At 48.8% G+C, this 17449-nt stretch carries 19 protein-coding genes; 2 read left to right on the forward strand and 17 right to left on the reverse strand.

All coding sequences use genetic code 11. The features are described from left to right. Nucleotides 1–31: 31 nt before the first annotated feature. From AC3ZPD_RS03755 to AC3ZPD_RS03805, 11 genes are all read right to left on the reverse strand, one after another. Nucleotides 32–1165: an SAM-dependent methyltransferase gene (locus AC3ZPD_RS03755; RefSeq protein WP_490982934.1), complete on the reverse strand. Its 1134-nt coding sequence runs from the start codon at nucleotides 1163–1165 to the stop codon at nucleotides 32–34. A gap of 38 nt (nucleotides 1166–1203) precedes the next feature. Continuing rightward, the gene (locus AC3ZPD_RS03760) at nucleotides 1204–1560 is read right to left on the reverse strand and encodes a cyclic-phosphate processing receiver domain-containing protein (RefSeq protein WP_490982935.1); all 357 of its coding nucleotides are present in this window, start codon (nucleotides 1558–1560) and stop codon (nucleotides 1204–1206) included. Nucleotides 1561–1598: 38 nt separating this feature from the next. Continuing rightward, nucleotides 1599–2459 carry a deoxyribonuclease IV gene (locus AC3ZPD_RS03765; protein WP_490982936.1) on the reverse strand — a complete coding sequence of 287 codons (861 nt, stop codon included), beginning with the start codon at nucleotides 2457–2459 and terminating at the stop codon, nucleotides 1599–1601. Continuing rightward, nucleotides 2449–3264: an Fpg/Nei family DNA glycosylase gene (locus tag AC3ZPD_RS03770; protein WP_490982937.1), complete on the reverse strand. Its 816-nt coding sequence runs from the start codon at nucleotides 3262–3264 to the stop codon at nucleotides 2449–2451. Before AC3ZPD_RS03770 ends, AC3ZPD_RS03765 begins: the two co-directional genes overlap by 11 nt. Nucleotides 3265–3267: 3 nt before the next feature. Further along, a complete protein-coding gene (locus tag AC3ZPD_RS03775) occupies nucleotides 3268–4068 on the reverse strand; it encodes a TIGR01457 family HAD-type hydrolase (RefSeq protein WP_490982938.1) in 801 nt (266 codons plus the stop codon). 290 nt (nucleotides 4069–4358) lie between these two features. Beyond that, nucleotides 4359–5297: a ribonuclease Z gene (gene rnz, locus AC3ZPD_RS03780; RefSeq protein ID WP_490982939.1), complete on the reverse strand. Its 939-nt coding sequence runs from the start codon at nucleotides 5295–5297 to the stop codon at nucleotides 4359–4361. Nucleotides 5298–5426: 129 nt separating this feature from the next. Further along, complete coding sequence (metH, locus tag AC3ZPD_RS03785) at nucleotides 5427–8864, reverse strand: methionine synthase (protein WP_490982940.1); 3438 nt, start codon at nucleotides 8862–8864, stop codon at nucleotides 5427–5429. A gap of 151 nt (nucleotides 8865–9015) precedes the next feature. Next, a complete protein-coding gene (locus tag AC3ZPD_RS03790; protein WP_490982941.1) occupies nucleotides 9016–9819 on the reverse strand; it encodes an HAD family hydrolase in 804 nt (267 codons plus the stop codon). 35 nt (nucleotides 9820–9854) lie between these two features. Beyond that, a complete protein-coding gene (locus AC3ZPD_RS03795; RefSeq protein ID WP_490982942.1) occupies nucleotides 9855–10370 on the reverse strand; it encodes a hypothetical protein in 516 nt (171 codons plus the stop codon). Between the two features lie 40 nt (nucleotides 10371–10410). Further along, on the reverse strand, nucleotides 10411–10587 hold the full coding sequence (locus AC3ZPD_RS03800; protein WP_490982943.1) for a DUF896 domain-containing protein: 177 nt from the start codon (nucleotides 10585–10587) through the stop codon (nucleotides 10411–10413). A 142-nt stretch (nucleotides 10588–10729) separates the two neighbouring features. Beyond that, on the reverse strand, nucleotides 10730–11113 hold the full coding sequence (locus AC3ZPD_RS03805) for a LysM peptidoglycan-binding domain-containing protein (RefSeq protein ID WP_490982944.1): 384 nt from the start codon (nucleotides 11111–11113) through the stop codon (nucleotides 10730–10732). 222 nt (nucleotides 11114–11335) lie between these two features. On the opposite strand from AC3ZPD_RS03805, the gene lexA reads away from it, so the two are divergent. Together lexA and AC3ZPD_RS03815 are read left to right on the forward strand one after the other, a co-directional pair. Continuing rightward, complete coding sequence (lexA, locus tag AC3ZPD_RS03810) at nucleotides 11336–11962, forward strand: transcriptional repressor LexA (RefSeq protein ID WP_490982945.1); 627 nt, start codon at nucleotides 11336–11338, stop codon at nucleotides 11960–11962. 268 nt (nucleotides 11963–12230) lie between these two features. Continuing rightward, the gene (locus tag AC3ZPD_RS03815; RefSeq protein ID WP_490982946.1) at nucleotides 12231–13103 is read left to right on the forward strand and encodes a YitT family protein; all 873 of its coding nucleotides are present in this window, start codon (nucleotides 12231–12233) and stop codon (nucleotides 13101–13103) included. Between the two features lie 62 nt (nucleotides 13104–13165). Here AC3ZPD_RS03815 and AC3ZPD_RS03820 read toward each other — a convergent pair whose 3' ends face one another. The 6 genes from AC3ZPD_RS03820 to AC3ZPD_RS03845 all read right to left on the reverse strand — a co-directional run bounded on the left by AC3ZPD_RS03820 (nucleotide 13166) and on the right by AC3ZPD_RS03845 (nucleotide 16867). Then, a complete protein-coding gene (locus AC3ZPD_RS03820; RefSeq protein ID WP_490982947.1) occupies nucleotides 13166–14212 on the reverse strand; it encodes an NAD(P)/FAD-dependent oxidoreductase in 1047 nt (348 codons plus the stop codon). Nucleotides 14213–14399: 187 nt separating this feature from the next. Next, entirely contained in the window at nucleotides 14400–14654 is a 255-nt protein-coding gene (locus AC3ZPD_RS03825) for a hypothetical protein (protein WP_490982948.1), read from the reverse strand. A gap of 383 nt (nucleotides 14655–15037) precedes the next feature. Beyond that, nucleotides 15038–15475: a transposase gene (locus AC3ZPD_RS03830; RefSeq protein ID WP_490983426.1), complete on the reverse strand. Its 438-nt coding sequence runs from the start codon at nucleotides 15473–15475 to the stop codon at nucleotides 15038–15040. Beyond that, on the reverse strand, nucleotides 15451–15741 hold the full coding sequence (locus AC3ZPD_RS03835; RefSeq protein ID WP_490982949.1) for an IS3 family transposase: 291 nt from the start codon (nucleotides 15739–15741) through the stop codon (nucleotides 15451–15453). Before AC3ZPD_RS03835 ends, AC3ZPD_RS03830 begins: the two co-directional genes overlap by 25 nt. A gap of 182 nt (nucleotides 15742–15923) precedes the next feature. Then, nucleotides 15924–16349, reverse strand: a complete 426-nt coding sequence (locus AC3ZPD_RS03840; protein ID WP_490982950.1) for an HTH domain-containing protein — start codon at nucleotides 16347–16349, stop codon at nucleotides 15924–15926. 344 nt (nucleotides 16350–16693) lie between these two features. Further along, on the reverse strand, nucleotides 16694–16867 hold the full coding sequence (locus AC3ZPD_RS03845; RefSeq protein WP_490982951.1) for a hypothetical protein: 174 nt from the start codon (nucleotides 16865–16867) through the stop codon (nucleotides 16694–16696). Nucleotides 16868–17449 lie beyond the last annotated feature (582 nt).

The raw sequence follows: 17449 nt of genomic DNA on the forward strand, positions 1-17449 counted from the left end.
AAAAATCGGCTGCTTTCAATATTTAATAGCGTTAATATTTAATCATATAAAGCGTAATTTCATCGCGGTTGTGAAAAAGCTGCTTAGCCTGAATAATCTGCATTCTCGCATCCGTATACATCTCGGTGATTTCTTTGATCAGAGCGAGCGGCTTCTTGCTGAGCAACTTGATGGTCACTACTGCTGTTCCTCCCGTTTTCAAGCTGTACAACAAGTCAATGACCAATCGGGCGGTCAATTTGGGACTCCAGCTCATATCGCAAACCAGCAGATCAAACTGGTTTTGATCAAACGCAACGCTGTCCGCGTTTTTCTTTAAATACGTCAATCGGGGGTTTTGCAGCAGCTCCGGACTCATATCCGCCGGATCCACAGCCGTAACCGAAAGGCCCCTTTCAAGCAAAAAAGAAGTCCATCCGCCCGGAGCGGCCCCGATATCCAGCGCATTTCCGAAACCTGCGAAATCAATCCCGAACGAACGCTCGGCTTCAAGCAGCTTAAATTTGGCTCTGGAGATTTGTCCCTCCTCGCGCTGAAAACGAACGGCTCCGCCATTCCAATCCGACAAATTATCCGCAGGTGAGGATACGCCGGCATATACGGCTTCTTCAGCGGCATAAACGGAGACCACAAGTTCAGCCTCGCGGACCACAAACCGAACCTGATCGGGTTCCGGATTCCAGCGAGTCTCGATTTCGTCCTTTAACTCCAAGGCGGTTCCGCCCCAAAAACTGGTTCCGTTTTTTCGGACTTGAACTGCTACCGGAACAGGTTCGCCGTTTGTTTTCCGGGAAGACTCCATTCCGTAGGAATCCAGTTCGTTCAAGTGCGCTTTGGCAAACTCCACCGTTTTTTGGATCAGCGTCTCCTGCGCATCCCCCGGCTCCAGACGCAGTTCGGCCTGAACCGGAAACATATGTCTTAAGAACATTAGGGGGGAAGCATGCATGTTTAACAAAACCTGTTCTGCGGAAGCCGGCAGGGTAACCAAAATAACTTCGCCCGATTCGAGCACCTGGCTTTTTACAGAGCCGAAGGTTCTGCGGAGTTCCTCTTGGGCATAAGGGGTAAAACCATGGTTGGCAGTGCAAATCCACCGCGAGAACGGCTGCTCTTCCCCTGTCTGCGTGTTTTCGTTAGGCCGGCCTTCCAATTGCTCATTCATAAAAATCGTTTCCTCCTGATTAACGCTTATAGCTGTTGTTATTCTGCTTTAGTCTTCTTGTCATAGTTAAGCGCAATCTCATCCAGTCTTTCAAAAGGCACTGGGCAGCCGTGCAAAATAACATGGTCCGGTTTGTTCGTATAAAGCATTTCATACATGCTGTTCCGGCCATGCAAACTTGACGTGTGCAAAAAGATTTCCCGGGCATACAGGTCTTCGTTCACCATAGCCGCCACCACCTCAGCACCGGTCATTTCCTCCGGTCCCATATCGTAATCCAGCGATAAAATATCAACTTCCACTTCCCGTAAAATCTGCAGACATTCCTGCCCCGTACGCGCAAGCACAAAACCCGTCGGACAACGGCGCAAATCATCCATATATAAATGAATCAAATCCGTTCTTCCTTTCCCAAGTTATTGCCGCCCTGCGGTCAGATGACTGCCCAACCGTTTACAAGGCCAATATCCTCCCGGTAGGTTTGGTCGGCCCCCGCTTCCGTCTCCATGATCAGCGGTATCCCTTCCAGCTCCTTGACATGTGCAAGCTCCGATAACGGCGCTGCTCCGATGAACCCGCGTCCCACCCTGGCGTGGCGGTCTCTCCGGCTGCCTGACGGATAAACCGAATCGTTGAGGTGCACGCAGTCGACAAAGTTCCAGAATCCCTGCTCCTTGGCTTTGTTCCAGAAGGCCCGATCTCCGGAGCCGGTCCATATTCCGGCAGCAAAAGCATGGCAGGTATCCAGGCAAAAGCCGACCAGATCGGGCTGCCGACAAAGGTTTCTGACCTGCAGCAGCTCTTCCATCGTCATCCCCATATCGCCATGATTGCCGGCTTGGTTTTCGATCAGCAGCTTGGCGTTCCCTTCCCAGCCGGAGAGAATACTATCTATACATTGTATAACATTTTTGTAACCTTGTAAGGGGTTACTTTTCTTATATATTCCAAAATGGACAACGATTCCCTTTGAACCGCAAGCTTCTGCGATCTCCAGATCATTCCGCAGCGATGCGACGGTTCTGCCGAACAAATCAGGCTCCTCCTCTGAACTGACCGCCAGATTGCTTGGATAAGGCGTATGGGCGACAGACAGCAGTCCGTGCTGCTCGCAAAAAGCTTTGCAAAGCCCCGCATCTTGGGCATCCCATGTTTTGACGCCCAGACTGCGGGGATTTTTCGGAAAATATTGAAATGCCCGCGCTCCTTGCGCAAACGCGGTTTTCGCCGCTCCCGAGAAACCGTTACGAATGCTGTAATGTGCCCCGGCCCTGATCAGGAAATTATTTGCCATGCTGGCAGTTCGCGCAGTAGAACACTTTGCGTGAAGCTAACTCGGTTTTGACGATCGGTTGTCCGCAGCGAACGCACGGTTCCCCTTCCCGGTCGTACACCTTGCATAAATCGTTAAAACCACCGGTCAGCTTGTCATCCGCGGTCAAAGGCATCTCCATATAACCGCCATGTGCAGCCGCATCCGTCAGCACTTCCCTGACAGCTTTATAAAGGTTGGCCAGGTCCTGCTCCTCCAAATCCTGTACCTTGACGTCAGGACGGATTCCGGCAGCAAACGCGATTTCGTCCGCATAACAGTTGCCGATTCCCGCCATGACATTCTGATTCACCAGCGTCGTTTTCAGCATTCCTTTCCGGCGGGAAAGCAGCTGAATAAAACGTTGTTCGTTCATCCGGCGGTCCAGTAACTCCGGACCCAGGTCGGACAACTCCTCTTCCGTCTGTTTGGCGGTCAGCAGATGCAGATAACCCAATCTTAACCCAATGAAATATAACGTTTTATCGCCGAATTGAATCTCAATTTGCGTATTTCTTTTAGGTTTATCCTCTTCACTGCCGAAGTAAAGCATGCCGCCCAGCATCAGATGCAGCAGCAGCCGGCGCCCGTTATCCAAGTGGAAGATCAGAAATTTGGCTCTGCGTTCCACAAAAATCACTTTCCGGCCCAGCAGTTCCTGTTTAAACGCCTCAGGATCCACGTTTACCGATTTCTCACGGTTGATCGTAACCCCGGTAATTTCTTTATCGAGCAGCAGTCCGGAAAGCAGACTGCGGTAATTTTCCATCTCCGGCCATTCCGGCATGTTTCATCTTTCCTTTCCTTTTAAAACATGAATTAGCTCAAACAAATTCGCATAAATTTCATCAGGCGTAATGCCTGTCAATTCCTTGTAATGGCCCAAATTTTCTTTGGTAGTTACTCCGGTTAACGTTAAAACAGTACCGCAGCCTGCCCGGCTCCCCGCCGAAATGTCCGTCAGCATATTATCTCCAATCACGGCCGTTTCGGCTGCGGATAAACCCAGACGTTCAATAGCCTGCAGCATCAAAATGGACTCGGGTTTGCCGATTGTTACCGGCTTAACTCCCGTCGCGGCTTGAATGGCCGCCGAAAGGGTGCCCGCCCCGGGAGAAAGCCCGTTTTGTCCCGGCAGCATAAGATCAGGATTGGTCAAAATATACGTCGCCCCGCCGGAAATCCACTCCGCTGCCTTACTCAGCTTTTCATAAGTAAAAGCACGGTCGATCCCCTGGACCACATAATCAGGATTGTCCTCCGTTATCGTCAGGCCGGCCTCTTCCAGAGCATTCACCAGACCCGGTTCGCCGATAACTGCCACTCTCGCTCCAGGCGCCGTTTCGGCCAGATAACGGGCCGCTCCTACCGCAGAGGTGCATACATGCTCCGCCTCAGCCGGAATTCCCATTTCCCGCAAGCTTGCGGCTACTTCCCCGGGAGTCCGGGACGAATTATTCGTCACGAACAAATAAGGCAGGCCATGCCGGTTTAGTTCCGCAATCAGTTCATCGGCTCCTGGAACCTTATTCGAGCCATGATACATCGTGCCGTCCAGATCTATCAGGAATCCTTTCCATCCAAATGACACCCGCGTTCACTTCCTTATTACCGAAATAAAATATGTATGTGGAATGCCGCCCAAGCTTCTTTGGCTGCATTCGTTTTATTGTAGTCATAAATTGATTAGAATGGCAAATGACGCCCGCCATTTCCGCCGGATTTGTTCTTTTTCCCGGCCTCGCCTGGCAGAGTTTATCGAAAACGGGTCGAACCCGAACGAATGCTGATGCCGCATAGCAAAAAGGCGAGGCAAAACTTTGCTAAAGCCTGTCATTTCCTGCGCTTTCCCGGAAAATAATCCGGAGCCGGCCTGTCTGCTCAGGCCTTGTCCGGGTATTTTTGAATCGGATAGAGGACATGCTCCACAGCCAGCTTGGAGTTGGGAAAAATCGCCTGCGCTTCCGCCAGTAGCGGAGCCAGCTGTTCTTCATCCTTGTACCTGGAGCTGAAGTGGGTCATGAACATTTCATGAGCGCCTGCCGCTTTAGCTTCTTCTGCCGCCTGCACGGCGGTGCTGTGATGGTATTCATAGGCGGTTTTCTTCAGTTCGTGCAAAAAAGTAGCTTCATGCACCAGCATATCCGCCCCCCGCGCAAGCTCGATCGCATTATGGCAGGGCCGGGTATCGCCCAAAATGGTAACGATCCGCCCTTTTTTCGGCTTGCCGAGCACGTCGCAGGAGCGCACCACCGTCCCCTGTTCGGTTACAATGTTTTCGCCGCGCTTCAGTTGGCCGTATAAGGGGCCGGGTTTAACGCCGTGTTTTTTTAAGCTTTCAAAATCCAGCTTGCCCGGACGGTCCTTCTCGATGATCCGGTAGCCGTAGCTGTCGATCCGGTGCTCCAGAAGGGCTGATTCCACCCGGAACGTATCGTCCTCGAACAGCACTCCGCCTTCATGCTCCTTTACGGTCAGCTCGTAGTTGACTCTCGACTCGCTGATGCCCAGCGTCAAATCGATAAAGGACTTCAATCCTTTTGGCCCGTATACGGTAAGCGGCGTATCTCCGCCTTGATTGGCCCGGCTGGACAGCAGCCCGGGCAGCCCGAATAAATGGTCGCCATGCAGATGGGTTATAAAAACCTTCTCCAGCTTGCTGAGCCGCAGCGGGGAACGCAGCACCTGATGCTGCGTGCCTTCGCCGCAGTCAAACAGCCAGAAAGACCTTCTTTCCTCCAGCATCCGGAGCGCAAGCGAGGTCACGTTTCGTTGCAGGGAAGGAACTCCCGCATTGGTTCCCATAAAATAAAGTTCCATATTCAGCCGCTCCTCTCTTAGTCATAAATCGAATGCCATCTGCCTTCAGCAGCGCCCTTAATTAAAACATGCGCGCATTATCAACAAAAAATCCCCCGCTTTCTCCGGGGGATTTTGCAAGAGGCCAGATTAAGCTTTATCTACATTAAAATATTGCGCTTCAGGATGGCTGAACACCATAGCCGAAACCGAAGCCTCCGGTTCCATCATAAACCCTTCGGTCAGCTCTACGCCAATTTCCCGGGGATTCATCAGATCAAACAAAGGCGCCTGCATCTCGAGATCCGGGCAGGCCGGATACCCGAACGAAACGCGAATGCCCTGATAACGGGCTCCATGCCGCTGCTTCATCGTCATATCCTGCGGGTCCGGGAACCCCCAAGTGTCCCGCATCATGTGATGCAGCCGTTCGGCCATGCCCTCCGCCATTTCCAGGGCGGTGGACTGAAGCACATGGGAGCGCAAATAATCGCCCTGCAGCTTCCATTCCTCGGATTTTTCACGAATGCCTTTCCCGGCCGTTACGACCATAAAGCCGACGTAGTCCATCGTCCCGCTTTCTACCGGCTTCAAATAGTCGGCCAAGCAGAGGAAAGGTTCTACGCGCTGACGCGGGAACGAGAAGGTTTTCAGCACCTTGGACTTATCCTTGGGATCATAAATCAAAATATCGTTGCCACGCGATTGGGCCGGAAAAAACCGGTACATCGCATTGGCCTGGATCATGCCGTCCGTCACCGCTTCATACATGACCTGATCCACTGTTTCCTTCAATTGCAGCGCTTTGGGATCTCCGGAGGAAATCAACTGCTCAACATTGCCTTTCAGACCCAAATGGTGCCCAAGCAACATCTGCATGTTGACATAAGGAATGATGTGCCCCAGCGGGTAATTTTTTAAGATATGCGGCTCCAAGTCCGGCGGAATGTACACCGGCGCATCCACGGAAATTTTGGAGCGAACAGCCCGTGTTAATTCCGGGAGCGGTGCCGATTCGGGTTTTGCGTTCTCATTATCCTTGTCGGACTCCAGCTCCTGCCGCAGCTTCTCGCGTGCATCGGGATTCATCAGCTTGTTGGCTAAATCAAGCCCGTCCATCGCATCCTTGGCGTATACAACCATGCCGTCGTATTCCGGCCGGATCCGGGTTTTGGTGAACTTTCGGGTCAAAGCCGCACCGCCAACCATAATGGGAACATCAATACCGGCATTCCGCAAATCCTGGGCCGTAGTGACCATTTGCTGCGCCGACTTGACGAGCAGGCCGGATAAGCCGATCACATCGACTTTTTCCTTGCGGTAAGCTTCGATAATGCTCTCCGGTGGTACTTTTATACCCAAATTTACGATTTGGTAACCGTTGTTGGCCAAGATGATTTCCACCAGGTTTTTGCCAATGTCATGAACGTCCCCTTTTACGGTAGCCAGCAAAATTTTGCCTTTCACCGAGGATTCGTTTTTCTCCATGAAGTTCTCCAGGTAAGCTACTGAAGCCTTCATTACTTCCGCGCTCTGCAGGACCTCGGCCACGATCAGCTCATTGTTGTTAAACAACCGGCCAACCTCTTCCATGCCTTTCATAAGAGGACCGTTGATAATCTGCAAGGCGGTATAGCGGCCAAGCGCTTCATCCAGATCCGGAAGCAGGCCTTCCTTGGTCCCCTCTACGATATAAGAAGCCAGCCGCTCTTCCAGCGGCAGGTTCATGACCTTTTCTTTCTTCTCTACCTTCTTGTTCCGGAAAGCGGCGACAAACGCAGCCAGCGTTTCATCGTTCGTATTATAAATCAGCTCTTCAGCCAATCGGCGTTCTTCTTCCGGGATGGAGGCATAACGCTCCACTTTCTCCGTATTTACGATCGCGTAATCCAGGCCGGCTTTGGTGCATTCATACAGGAAAACGGAGTTCAGCACTTCCCGCCCCGCCTCAGGCAAACCAAACGAAACGTTGCTGATGCCCAAAATCGTATGGCACTCCGGCAGCGCCTGCTTGATCAGACGGATGCCTTCCACCGTTTCCTTGGCCGAGCCGATGTACTGCTCATCCCCGGTGCCCACCGGGAATACCAAAGGATCAAAAATAAGATCCTCAGCCTTTAGGCCGTATTTATTCACCAGCAGATCGTGGGAGCGTTTGGCAACCTCCAGCTTGTCCTCCCGCGTAATGGCTTGTCCCCGTTCGTCAATCGTGCCCACGACTACGGCAGCCCCATACTTATGAATGAGCGGGGTTACCCGTTCGAATTTCTCCTCGCCGTCCTCAAGGTTAATGGAGTTAATAATTGATTTGCCCTGGCAGTATTGGAGTGCCAAATCGATGACCTCCGCATCCGTGGTATCGATCATGAGCGGAACCTTCACCTTTTTGACCACCAGCTCCAGAAATTCACGCATATCCACCGTTTCATCCCGGTCCGGGTCCTGCACGCAAACGTCGATCACCTGAGCGCCGTTTTTGACCTGGGCCCGGGCCACCTCCGAAGCTTCCTCGTATTTGCCTTCCACAATCAGGCGTTTGAATTTCCGTGAACCCAGAACATTCGTTCTTTCTCCGACCATGTAGGGCCGGTTGTCCGCTTCAATGTACACGGGCTCGATGCCTGAAACCGCCGGCGGATGTTGACCGGCAACCGGACGCGGCTCATAGGCGGCAAGCTCCTCCGAAAGAGCTTTAATGTGGGCCGGAGTCGTGCCGCAGCAGCCCCCCGCAATATTCAGCCAGCCCTGCTCGGCAAAAGCGCCGATTTTTCGGGCCAAAGAGCTCGGGGATTCGTGGTAATGGCCGTTTTCATCCGGCAGACCTGCATTCGGGTAACAGCTGACCGCTGTTTTGGACATTTCGGCCAGCGTGCGGATATGATCCCTCATAAATTCCGGTCCTGTCGCACAGTTCAAACCTACGGAAATCGGCTGCAGGTGCTCCAGTGAGACGTAAAACGATTCGATGTTTTGTCCGGCAAGCGTCGTGCCCATCGGCTCGATCGTTCCGGAAATCATGATCGGCAGCTTGGTTCCCGTCTTTGAAAAAGCTTGTCTAATGCCGATGCTTCCGGCCTTGACGTTCAGCGTGTCTTGCGAAGTCTCCAGCAGCAGAGCGTCGACGCCCGCTTCGATCAGTGCTACGGCTTGTTCTTCATAGCTTTCCACCAGCTCGCCGAAGGTTACGCCTCCGGTGACGGAAAGCGTTTTAGTGGTAGGTCCAAGCGCACCCGCCACATAACGGGGCTGCTGCCCCGTACTGTATTTCTCAGCCGCTTCAACGGCCAGCTTTGCCGCTGCCAGATTGATTTCCCTGGCTTTCTCCGGTATATCATATTCGGCCAATACGACAGAAGTCGCGCCGAACGTATTGGTCTCTATGAGATCCGCTCCCGCTTCGAGGTATTGTTCATGAATCCGGGTGATGACGTCAGGTCTAGTCAGTACCAGCATTTCGTTGCAGCCGTCAAGCTGCTCGCCTCCGAAATCTTCCGGAGTCAGGTTTTCCTGCTGGATCATGGTTCCCATGGCACCGTCAAGAATTAATATTTTCTCTTTTAATCGCGCATCAAGACTGGGTTTATTCAATTCCAATAACCTCCTTTCAGACATTAATCTTTAGTTTAGCAGAAGCCCCTTTGTAAGGAAAGAAAATTCCATGTTTATCCCGTTCATTAAAAATACAAAAGCCGCCTGCAGTCGGCAAAGACCCAAGACGGCTATCATTTATTCAGGTTTATTAAATAGAAGGTTTGCCGTTTACCAGCTCCAACAGCTCGGAAAGATGACGGATTTCATAGTCCGGCACGATTTCGTCGGTTCTTGTTTTTCCGTCGCGGTTGATCCAAACGGAAGGAATACCGGCCGCAAGCGCCCCTTTGATATCAGTCGTAAGCTTGTCGCCCACCATGACCGTTTCCTCAGGCGACGTGCCAAGCAGCTTCAAAGCATGTTCAAAAATCGCAACGTCCGGTTTCCCCCGACCGAAGCTTCCGGAAATGATTACTTCATCAAAATAAGGAACCAGTTCAGGCACGCCATCGAGTTTTTCCTGCTGGAGGGAAGGGCAGCCGTTGGTGAGCAAAAGCAGTTTTACCTTGCCTTTCAGTTCGTTTAAGACCAGAAACGTTTCTTCATAAGTATAAGGCCTGGTTCGCCGTTCCGAGGCAAACATTTCGCCAAGCTCTGCGGCCAATTCAGCATTATCCACACCGCAGGCCCGGAGTGCATTGTACCAGGAATTTTTCCGGTAAGCCGGAACCAGCTCCTGAAGTTTGCGGAATTCAGGCTGATCTCCGCCGTCAAATTTCGCCCACAAACCTTCAAACGGATTAATCCCAATCAGCTTGGTGAAAGGAAAGGTTTCGTAGGATTCATAAAGCGCTCTGGCTTCCCTGCGCACCGCTTCCTCCAGTCTTGCAGCATCTACTCCGGTGATTTCCTCCGCTTTCCGGCAAACCTCTTTAAACGTTTCCTCTACGCTGCGTTCATCCCATAGCAGCGTATCATCAAGGTCAAAACAAACTGCTTTCACTTCAGCCATTCCCCGTTCCCCCCGGTTTCCGTCTAATGTCCAGCTTATTTTTTCTCGAACTCTACCCCATGAGTAGCCGCAAATTCCTGCAAAGCCGCACCGACTTGTTCGGTGTCATAAAAATTGCGGCTGCCTGAAAACGTCCAGTTCGGCTCTTTCGTTTTGGCTACGATCGTGATCGTTTTGCCGCTCCATTTGATTTTGGCGATCGAACCTGCATCCAGACTGCGGTCCCGATTAAATTTGGAAGTAAACAGCTTGTTTTTGTAGATCCGCAGATAAGGTTTTCTTAAGAAAATCACAATACCCAGCACAAAATACAAAGCTACCGTAATAATGTAAAGCGTATTTATGTTTTCGGTCCCGCCAATAAAACCCATAACCGCATACATAGCGCCAAGCACAACAAACAGCAGCGGCAGAAGCACGTTACGCCCTCTGAACGTTACGCCTTCGCCTTTGCTGCCTAAAGTTCCGCCGGGTTTAACCCCTTTCTTCTGCTGATTAATGTTGAATTTCTGACGGTTTTTCTCTACTTTCCGTTCAAACGATCTTGACATTCCCTTGCATCCTCCCTAGACATGGTTGCCGGAGAGCCGGCTATTTTTCGTCAACAATCTCAATGGATTCAAGCTGTTGACGGAAGTTTTTGCGGATATTGCCAAGATATATTTCACGCAGCTCTGCGCGTTCGAGCTTTTCTGCTTCCGTTAATCCTTCCGCTTTGTGTTTGCGGGCCAATTCGTTGATCCGCTGTACCAGGCTATCGATGTCCATAAAGTCCTCCTTCATTAAAGGCATTACTATTTACTTTGACACGTCAAAAAGAGCTTGTCAAGGCGCTGTAAGCCCCCTGCAAGCTCTGCCATTCTTAAGGAAGAAAGGTTCGAAAAAATTTCAATCCATATTCAATCTATAATCAATCTATATTAGGAAGATTTAAAATATCTCCGGCTTGAATGCCGCTGTCATGCAAATGGTTTAATGAGGATAACAAACCGACATATTTACGGGTATCCATGCCGGATGGTTTATGAGCCAACGCGATATTCCACAACGTATCTCCCTGCATCACCACAACGGATTCATACACCGGCTCCTCTCCCGGGGAAACCGAAGCCGCAAAAGCGCTGATAAAACCGGTAAAAGAAAGAAGCAGCACGGCTATCACTACGAAGGTGCGGATAAAAGGTTTGCGGGTACCGGAAGACATTGGGGATTTATGTAAGAATCGCACCGAAGCTGTGGACATCACTGGCGACGGGGTTGTATGGATACTTTTATAAGTACTGTACTTTAACATTTAAAATCACTCCCAAACGTTTGTTCTGTTTTGTCTGAAATCAATATAACACGAACGTTTGTTTTGTTCAATAGTTTTTTAGAACAATTGTTCCCCTGCGTTTCGCCGCCCTATTTCCTAATTTGCAGCCTTCTATAGAAAAAGGTTAGAACTCCTGTTTGTGCGAACGGAGGTTCTATGTTATAATTTTTCCAAACGTTACTAAGATGGGGTTGATAACAAATGTCGAAGGTTTCCAGCCGCCAGCAGGCGATCTTGGAATTTATACGCAGTGAAGTTCGAATGAAAGGTTATCCTCCTTCTGTTCGGGAAATTGGCGAAGCTGTGGGACTGGCCTCCAGTTCGACAGTACATGGTCATCTGGACCGTTTGGAGAAGAAAGGTCTGATTCGCAGAGACCCGACAAAACCGCGGGCGATTGAACTGCTGGGCCAGGAAGAGTCGGAGAATTCCAATATGTTTGCCCATACTGTGGCAAGAATTCCGGTTGTGGGCAAAGTTACGGCCGGCGTTCCGATCACCGCAACCGAGAATATCGAGGATTATTTCCCGCTTCCCAACCATTATGTCGGAGATAAGGAAGTATTTATGCTTGCCGTTGTCGGCGAAAGCATGATCGAAGCCGGAATTCACAACGGAGACTATGTGATCGTCCGTCAGCAGCAAACCGCTGAAAACGGCGATATCGTGGTGGCTATGACGGAAGAGGACGAAGCTACGGTCAAAACTTTTTATAAAGAAAGAGACCACATCCGTTTGCAGCCTGAGAATCCAGCCTTTGAACCGCTTCGTTTGAAACACGTAACCATTTTGGGCAAAGTGATCGGACTGTTCCGGGATTTCCATTAAAGGCTCGCCATTTATTTTTTCGTATGAAGTTCATTTACTGGTAAATAATATAAAGGCAGCTCCTTTCCCTTTGAAAGGATAGCTGCCTTTTTACATTTGATATTCCCATGGAAACCTCGTTAAGCCGGGTTTTAGATCGGCCGCACACACACGATCATGGATAGTGATTTTTTTTATTGTATGCTATATTGATAAAAAAGATAATTGAATCGATAATTTATTTTTATCGCTCGATTCTTTTAAAAACTTTATAAAGGATTGAAACAAATTGAACCTGCAGCAGTCTTCCGAATTCATTAAGAAAAAATCCGCAACGCTTAGACCCGCACAAGAGATAGCCATCATTATCTTCTCTGCTTTTCTTGTCGCTGCCGGCCTGAACCTCTTTTTGATTCCGCATCAGCTGTTATCAGGAGGCATTTCGGGTCTTGCATCGATTATCGGCTATTTAACGGGCTGGAACATTTCCATCGTTTATTTCGTGCTAAATCTTCCCTTGATTATATGGGGCTGGAAAGCCGTTGGCCGGCGTTATATCGTTTTAAGCCTGATTTCCGTTGTAGCGACGACCTGGTTTATGGCCGTGATCCCCGTAGTGGGCGTGACTCATGACCCTACGCTTGGCGCGGTAGCCGGCGGGATTATCTCGGCGATCGGCATCGGATTTTCCTTAAGGGTGGGAGGCTCCACCGGCGGATTCGACATTGTAGGTTCAATTATTACGCGGAAATACGATCTTCCTATCGGCAACATTTTGTTTGTTTTGAACGGACTTGTTTTTATTGCCCTCGGCTTCTATAAAACCTGGGACCTTGCGCTTTATTCTCTGCTTTCCACTTTCGTTAAAGGGAAGGTCGTGGATACCATTCACGTAGGCCATATCAAAGTGACCTGCTTTATCATTACAAAGGAAAGAGACCGCATGCTTGCCGAATTGCGGAAGCTGCACCACGGCATCACTTGCATGGATTCCCAAGGCGGTTACAGCCAGGTGGGCAACTCCACCTTGATGACCGTGACCACCAGATATGAGCTTGCGGCCGTACGAAAAGCGGTGGTGACCACGGATCCCTATGCCTTTATGAACGTTGTCCAATCGACGGAAATCGTCGGGCGTTTTGCGCGGGGACATTCCAAATAAAACAACAACCCCAAGGAACCAGCGGGTCCCCTGGGGTTATTTATTTTTCCGTCAAAATTGGCTTAATCTTCTTCTACCGCAACACCAAGCGCGCGGTTTTTCTCTTTGAAACGGCTGTTATGGGACGAAACGTAAGCTACACGCTCCGCACTAGGATCGATGTACAGCTTGGCGCTGTTCACGGCCAACACCGCATCGGTAAATGTGCCTGCAATCAGGCGAACCTTGCTCTCGTAATTCACGAAATCCCCTGCCGCAAAAATCCCCGGAATATTGGTCTCCAGCTTTCCGTTCACATCGATCCACCACTGCCCCAAGTTAAAGCCCCAATCCCTTACAGGACCGAAATCCGTTCGCATCCCGTGGCTGACGATCACTGCGTCAACATCAAGCAGCTCCGTCGACCCCGTTTCCACATGGGTGATGGTCACCTGTTCAATGTGTTCGCCGCTTCCGCTGTGCAGCCTATCTACGACATAAGGCGTTTTGATCGCGGCAGAGGACTGCTTCATTTTTAATACATTTCGTTCATGTCCGCCAAACTCGTCGCGACGGTGCACGACAGTGACCTGCTCAGCAATCGGGCATAATTCGTTGGCCCAATCCACAGCGGAATCCCCGCCGCCTGAAATCAGAACGTTTTTTCCGCGGAATTCTTCAAGCTCCTGCACGGTATAGTGAAGATTGCTAACTTCATACCGGTCCGCACCTTCAATTTCCAGTTTAGCCAGCTTCCGAATTCCGTAGCCGATGGCCATGATCACCGTTTTGGTCCAATGTTTTTGGCCTGAAGCGGTCGTAAGTAGAATCGTGCCGTCTTCCTGCCGGCTGAAATCGGTCACCTGCTCGTTAAAAACGAACGTCGGTTCAAACGTATTCGCCTGCTTAATCAATTGAGCCGTTAAATCCGCGCATAAAATGGGGCCGACGCCGCCGACATCCCAAATCATTTTCTCCGGATAAATAAGCAGCCGGCCACCCAATTGGTCATTCGCTTCAATCAGTTTGGTTTTCATATCCCGCATGCCGCTGTAAAATGCCGAATACATCCCGGCCGGTCCGCCGCCGATGATGGTCACATCAAATAATTCAAGTGAAGCTTCCGCCATTATGTATGTCTCCCCCAACATGGATTTATGTTTATAGAATGATGATTTATAATTCAATGAATAAGATGAACCTATTATACATTAAATGATAATAATTATCATTATCATAATTGATTTTTACATGGGCCGCCATAAAAAAATCCATAAGAATCGGCGTTCCAAACGCTCGCTCTTATGGATTTTCTATTTATATTCGACTTGGAATTGGATGACCATTTTCATGAAAGCCGGCTGACCCTGCTGATCCATGGAATTGGACGGATTTCGGATCAACCGCAAGGATATTTTCGATTTTAAACGATCGGATCTGCCCCGTCTTCAAACATTTTGCTTTGACAAGTCCGTTTTGAATCAGATAAACCTCGATGCTGCGCTGGGTGATTTCGCCTTTCCGATTCATGTAAATGATTTCAACAATCGAGCCCTTATATTTTTCCGGCATTTACAACCCTCCAATTTAGCGAACATTTGTTTGTTTTCATTATATGCGAATATATGTTCCTTATTCAATGTAAAATAGGCCCAATTAGCTCCTCCACTCCTCCTGCTATGAGCCGCAGATTGATCATAAAAATAACCATGAAAAGTAAACAGGATAAGTTCCCTGCGGCTCTTCATGGTCGTTTTTCAGGAAAGGTCTTGCTTTATGCTTATATCGGCTAATCCTATCAGCGGATTCTACACATTCATATCGTATAAGCCGGGGCCTATGCTCATTAGGCATTTCCGGCAGGACCAACTCCACATGGCTGATTTTCTCAAAAAAGAAAAAACCCCCGAGGCCCTGAACTGTAACCCGAGTTATGGACACGTAATAAAAAGGTCTTAGACTATAAGCAGATGACTTCTGTATTCATCAGGAGTCATCTTTTTTAATCCCCATTGGTAGCGCTCTGTATTGTACTGGAGAATATACTCGTTAACTCTCTGTCGTAGTTCTTGAATAGTTTGACAGTCCTCGTATTCCAATTCATCCTTCATGTGACCAAAGAAGGATTCCATGGGGGCGTTATCCCAGCAATTCCCTTTCCTAGACATAGATTGCTTAAACCCAGCTTTCTTCACCAAGTTTTGAAAGACAGGATGGGTGTAATGCATACCTTGATCAGAATGCAGAATAGCTTCTGGATGAATGGTGTAGTCCATGTTGCTAAGTAGTTCTTCCCATGTTTTCTCCACAATTTGAAGCCCCAGAGAAGTTGAAAGTACATGTGCTGATATTTGGTTTGTTGCCCCGTCTATGCCTGCTGTCCGTTGCCGTATCTCATGTAGGTAATATCCGTCAAAAGCACTTTTCCGGGTTCATCTTGTTTAAATTGCCGCTCTAATAAGTTTGGACAAGTACGATGCTCCTGCGTAGCCTTAGCGATCTTTCGATAGGGATTGGCCTGTCTCACTTTAGCTACCCAGTTGTATTTGCTCATAATTCTGCGTATTTTCTTGTGGTTCATAACCACAGTATCCTTACGTTCGAGATGCATCTTGATGGTTAGAGCCCCTGCTTTACCTTTTAGAGAAGAAAAGTGCATTTGGATCAGTTGATAGTCCGCCTCATCGGTAATTTTACGTTTCTGTCTTACGGGCTCCGCTTTAAGCCAAGCATAATATCCACTGCGGCTAACACCTGCAGCGGCGCATAAATAGGCGTTTAAACCTTTTAGCTGATGTGTACGAATAGTAGTCTCAATGAACTCAAAAGTCTCCGAAGGGGTTAGCGTTTGTGCTTCGCCTGCCTTTCTAGAGCTTCGAGCTTTTTTAGAAATTCATTTTCCACTTCCAAGAACTTAATCTTTGCTTCAGCGCGTTTCAATCTTTCCTCTGTGCTGAGTTCCTGAGATGAAGGTCTTCCCGTGCTGCCTTTGCCTCTGCGATCCACAAGTAATCCCTCCTCTCCAAGCTTGTCGTACGTTGCTCTCCAACGTTTCAATCCTTTCTTAGGTGTTTCTGCTCCGATAACAGCGATGTCAAACCCGGCTTCGAGAAATATTTGCATGGGTTGATGACCTGCTTTATATGACTTAACAGCTTGTAATTTAAACTCAGGTTTGTAGGTTATTGCTTTTTCAGTTACATGAACAACATTAGGATTTGACTCCAGCATTCTCATTTGCATGGATGTGAAAAGACGTTTTGACATGATGTAGTTCCCTCATTCACTGTAGTATTTCTCATTAAAACACAAAAACCCGAAAGACAGGCACTTTTTTTAAGTGTCTATCTTTCGGGTTACAGTTCACCCATGGCCCCAAGGGTTTGTCCAATTAATACAAAGTCAGGTATTGATCACGTTCCCATTGATGCACTTGCGTGCGGAACATGGTCTTGGATTTTAAAATACATCAAAATTTCCTGAAAAGGTTGATAAAATAAGGTTATTTAGAAGCAGATTGTCAAGCCGGATCATAACTTTTCAAAAAACGGGGGGCACACAGGGGGCAAACTGGGGGGCATGTGAAATAAACCAAAAAGACCTTTGAGAATTTAGCTCGTTGAGGTCTTTTTGGCTATTAACATTGTCTGCTCATTGGAGGGGCTTTTGACAATTACCATTGCCGGCAATTCAATATCTTGGCTTTCTAACACGGCCAGGCTGAATAATTCGATGTTTTCCGGATCGATATCATCCCAATTAATTTCAATGATGTGCTTTTTCATCTGCCCAACCCCTGTAAAGTAGAATATAACGAAACTTATGTATCAACCACCACAGATTGAAAGGGGCATGGCAACTTGCGCGTTAATCGCGGAAGTTGCTTACTCCAACACTGGATCGACGAGAAGGGCTGGACTCAAGCTGAGTATGCCCGGAGATCCGGTAGACCCAAGCGTATAATATCCCATTTCTGCAATGATGAAAGAGTCATGAAACCGGAAGATGAATACACGGCTGCTCTTTTATTGGGATGCAGAATGGAAGATTTACACGAATGGATCATCGTCGAAAAAGACAAGGAGTAAGCATGTGCGGTTAAGTCCGCACTTCCCTGCTTCTTTCGGGAGCATTTTGCTCCCAAATCCATTTTATACCTACTTGCGTTTGAAATGTGTCGGTATTTGTCGAAAGAATAAAGGTAAAATATTCCTCATATGAAAGCAATTATAGCTTGAATTAACTTGTTATCCAGATATATAATAAGAACGTATATTCGCATTAAGGAGGAGACATGTATGTCCTTGTTGGACGGTAACGAACGGTGGAAAACGAAGATGATGTTAACTGAGCATGTAGAGGCGCTA

The sequence above is a fragment of the Paenibacillus mobilis genome, from assembly GCF_058267595.1.

What these genes read in the sequence shown, in the direction of transcription:
- AC3ZPD_RS03755 (WP_490982934.1), bottom strand. Translation starts at nt 1,165, where the DNA reads ATGAATGAGCAATTGGAAGGCCGGCCTAACGAAAACACGCAGACAGGG.
- AC3ZPD_RS03765 (WP_490982936.1), bottom strand. Translation starts at nt 2,459, where the DNA reads ATGGCAAATAATTTCCTGATCAGGGCCGGGGCACATTACAGCATTCGT.
- AC3ZPD_RS03770 (WP_490982937.1), bottom strand. Translation starts at nt 3,264, where the DNA reads ATGCCGGAATGGCCGGAGATGGAAAATTACCGCAGTCTGCTTTCCGGA.
- rnz (WP_490982939.1), bottom strand. Translation starts at nt 5,297, where the DNA reads ATGGAACTTTATTTTATGGGAACCAATGCGGGAGTTCCTTCCCTGCAA.
- AC3ZPD_RS03790 (WP_490982941.1), bottom strand. Translation starts at nt 9,819, where the DNA reads ATGGCTGAAGTGAAAGCAGTTTGTTTTGACCTTGATGATACGCTGCTA.
- AC3ZPD_RS03795 (WP_490982942.1), bottom strand. Translation starts at nt 10,370, where the DNA reads ATGTCAAGATCGTTTGAACGGAAAGTAGAGAAAAACCGTCAGAAATTC.
- AC3ZPD_RS03800 (WP_490982943.1), bottom strand. Translation starts at nt 10,587, where the DNA reads ATGGACATCGATAGCCTGGTACAGCGGATCAACGAATTGGCCCGCAAA.
- AC3ZPD_RS03805 (WP_490982944.1), bottom strand. Translation starts at nt 11,113, where the DNA reads ATGTTAAAGTACAGTACTTATAAAAGTATCCATACAACCCCGTCGCCA.
- lexA (WP_490982945.1), top strand. Translation starts at nt 11,336, where the DNA reads ATGTCGAAGGTTTCCAGCCGCCAGCAGGCGATCTTGGAATTTATACGC.
- AC3ZPD_RS03820 (WP_490982947.1), bottom strand. Translation starts at nt 14,212, where the DNA reads ATGGCGGAAGCTTCACTTGAATTATTTGATGTGACCATCATCGGCGGC.
- AC3ZPD_RS03825 (WP_490982948.1), bottom strand. Translation starts at nt 14,654, where the DNA reads ATGCCGGAAAAATATAAGGGCTCGATTGTTGAAATCATTTACATGAAT.
- AC3ZPD_RS03835 (WP_490982949.1), bottom strand. Translation starts at nt 15,741, where the DNA reads ATGCACTTTTCTTCTCTAAAAGGTAAAGCAGGGGCTCTAACCATCAAG.
- AC3ZPD_RS03840 (WP_490982950.1), bottom strand. Translation starts at nt 16,349, where the DNA reads ATGTCAAAACGTCTTTTCACATCCATGCAAATGAGAATGCTGGAGTCA.
- AC3ZPD_RS03845 (WP_490982951.1), bottom strand. Translation starts at nt 16,867, where the DNA reads ATGAAAAAGCACATCATTGAAATTAATTGGGATGATATCGATCCGGAA.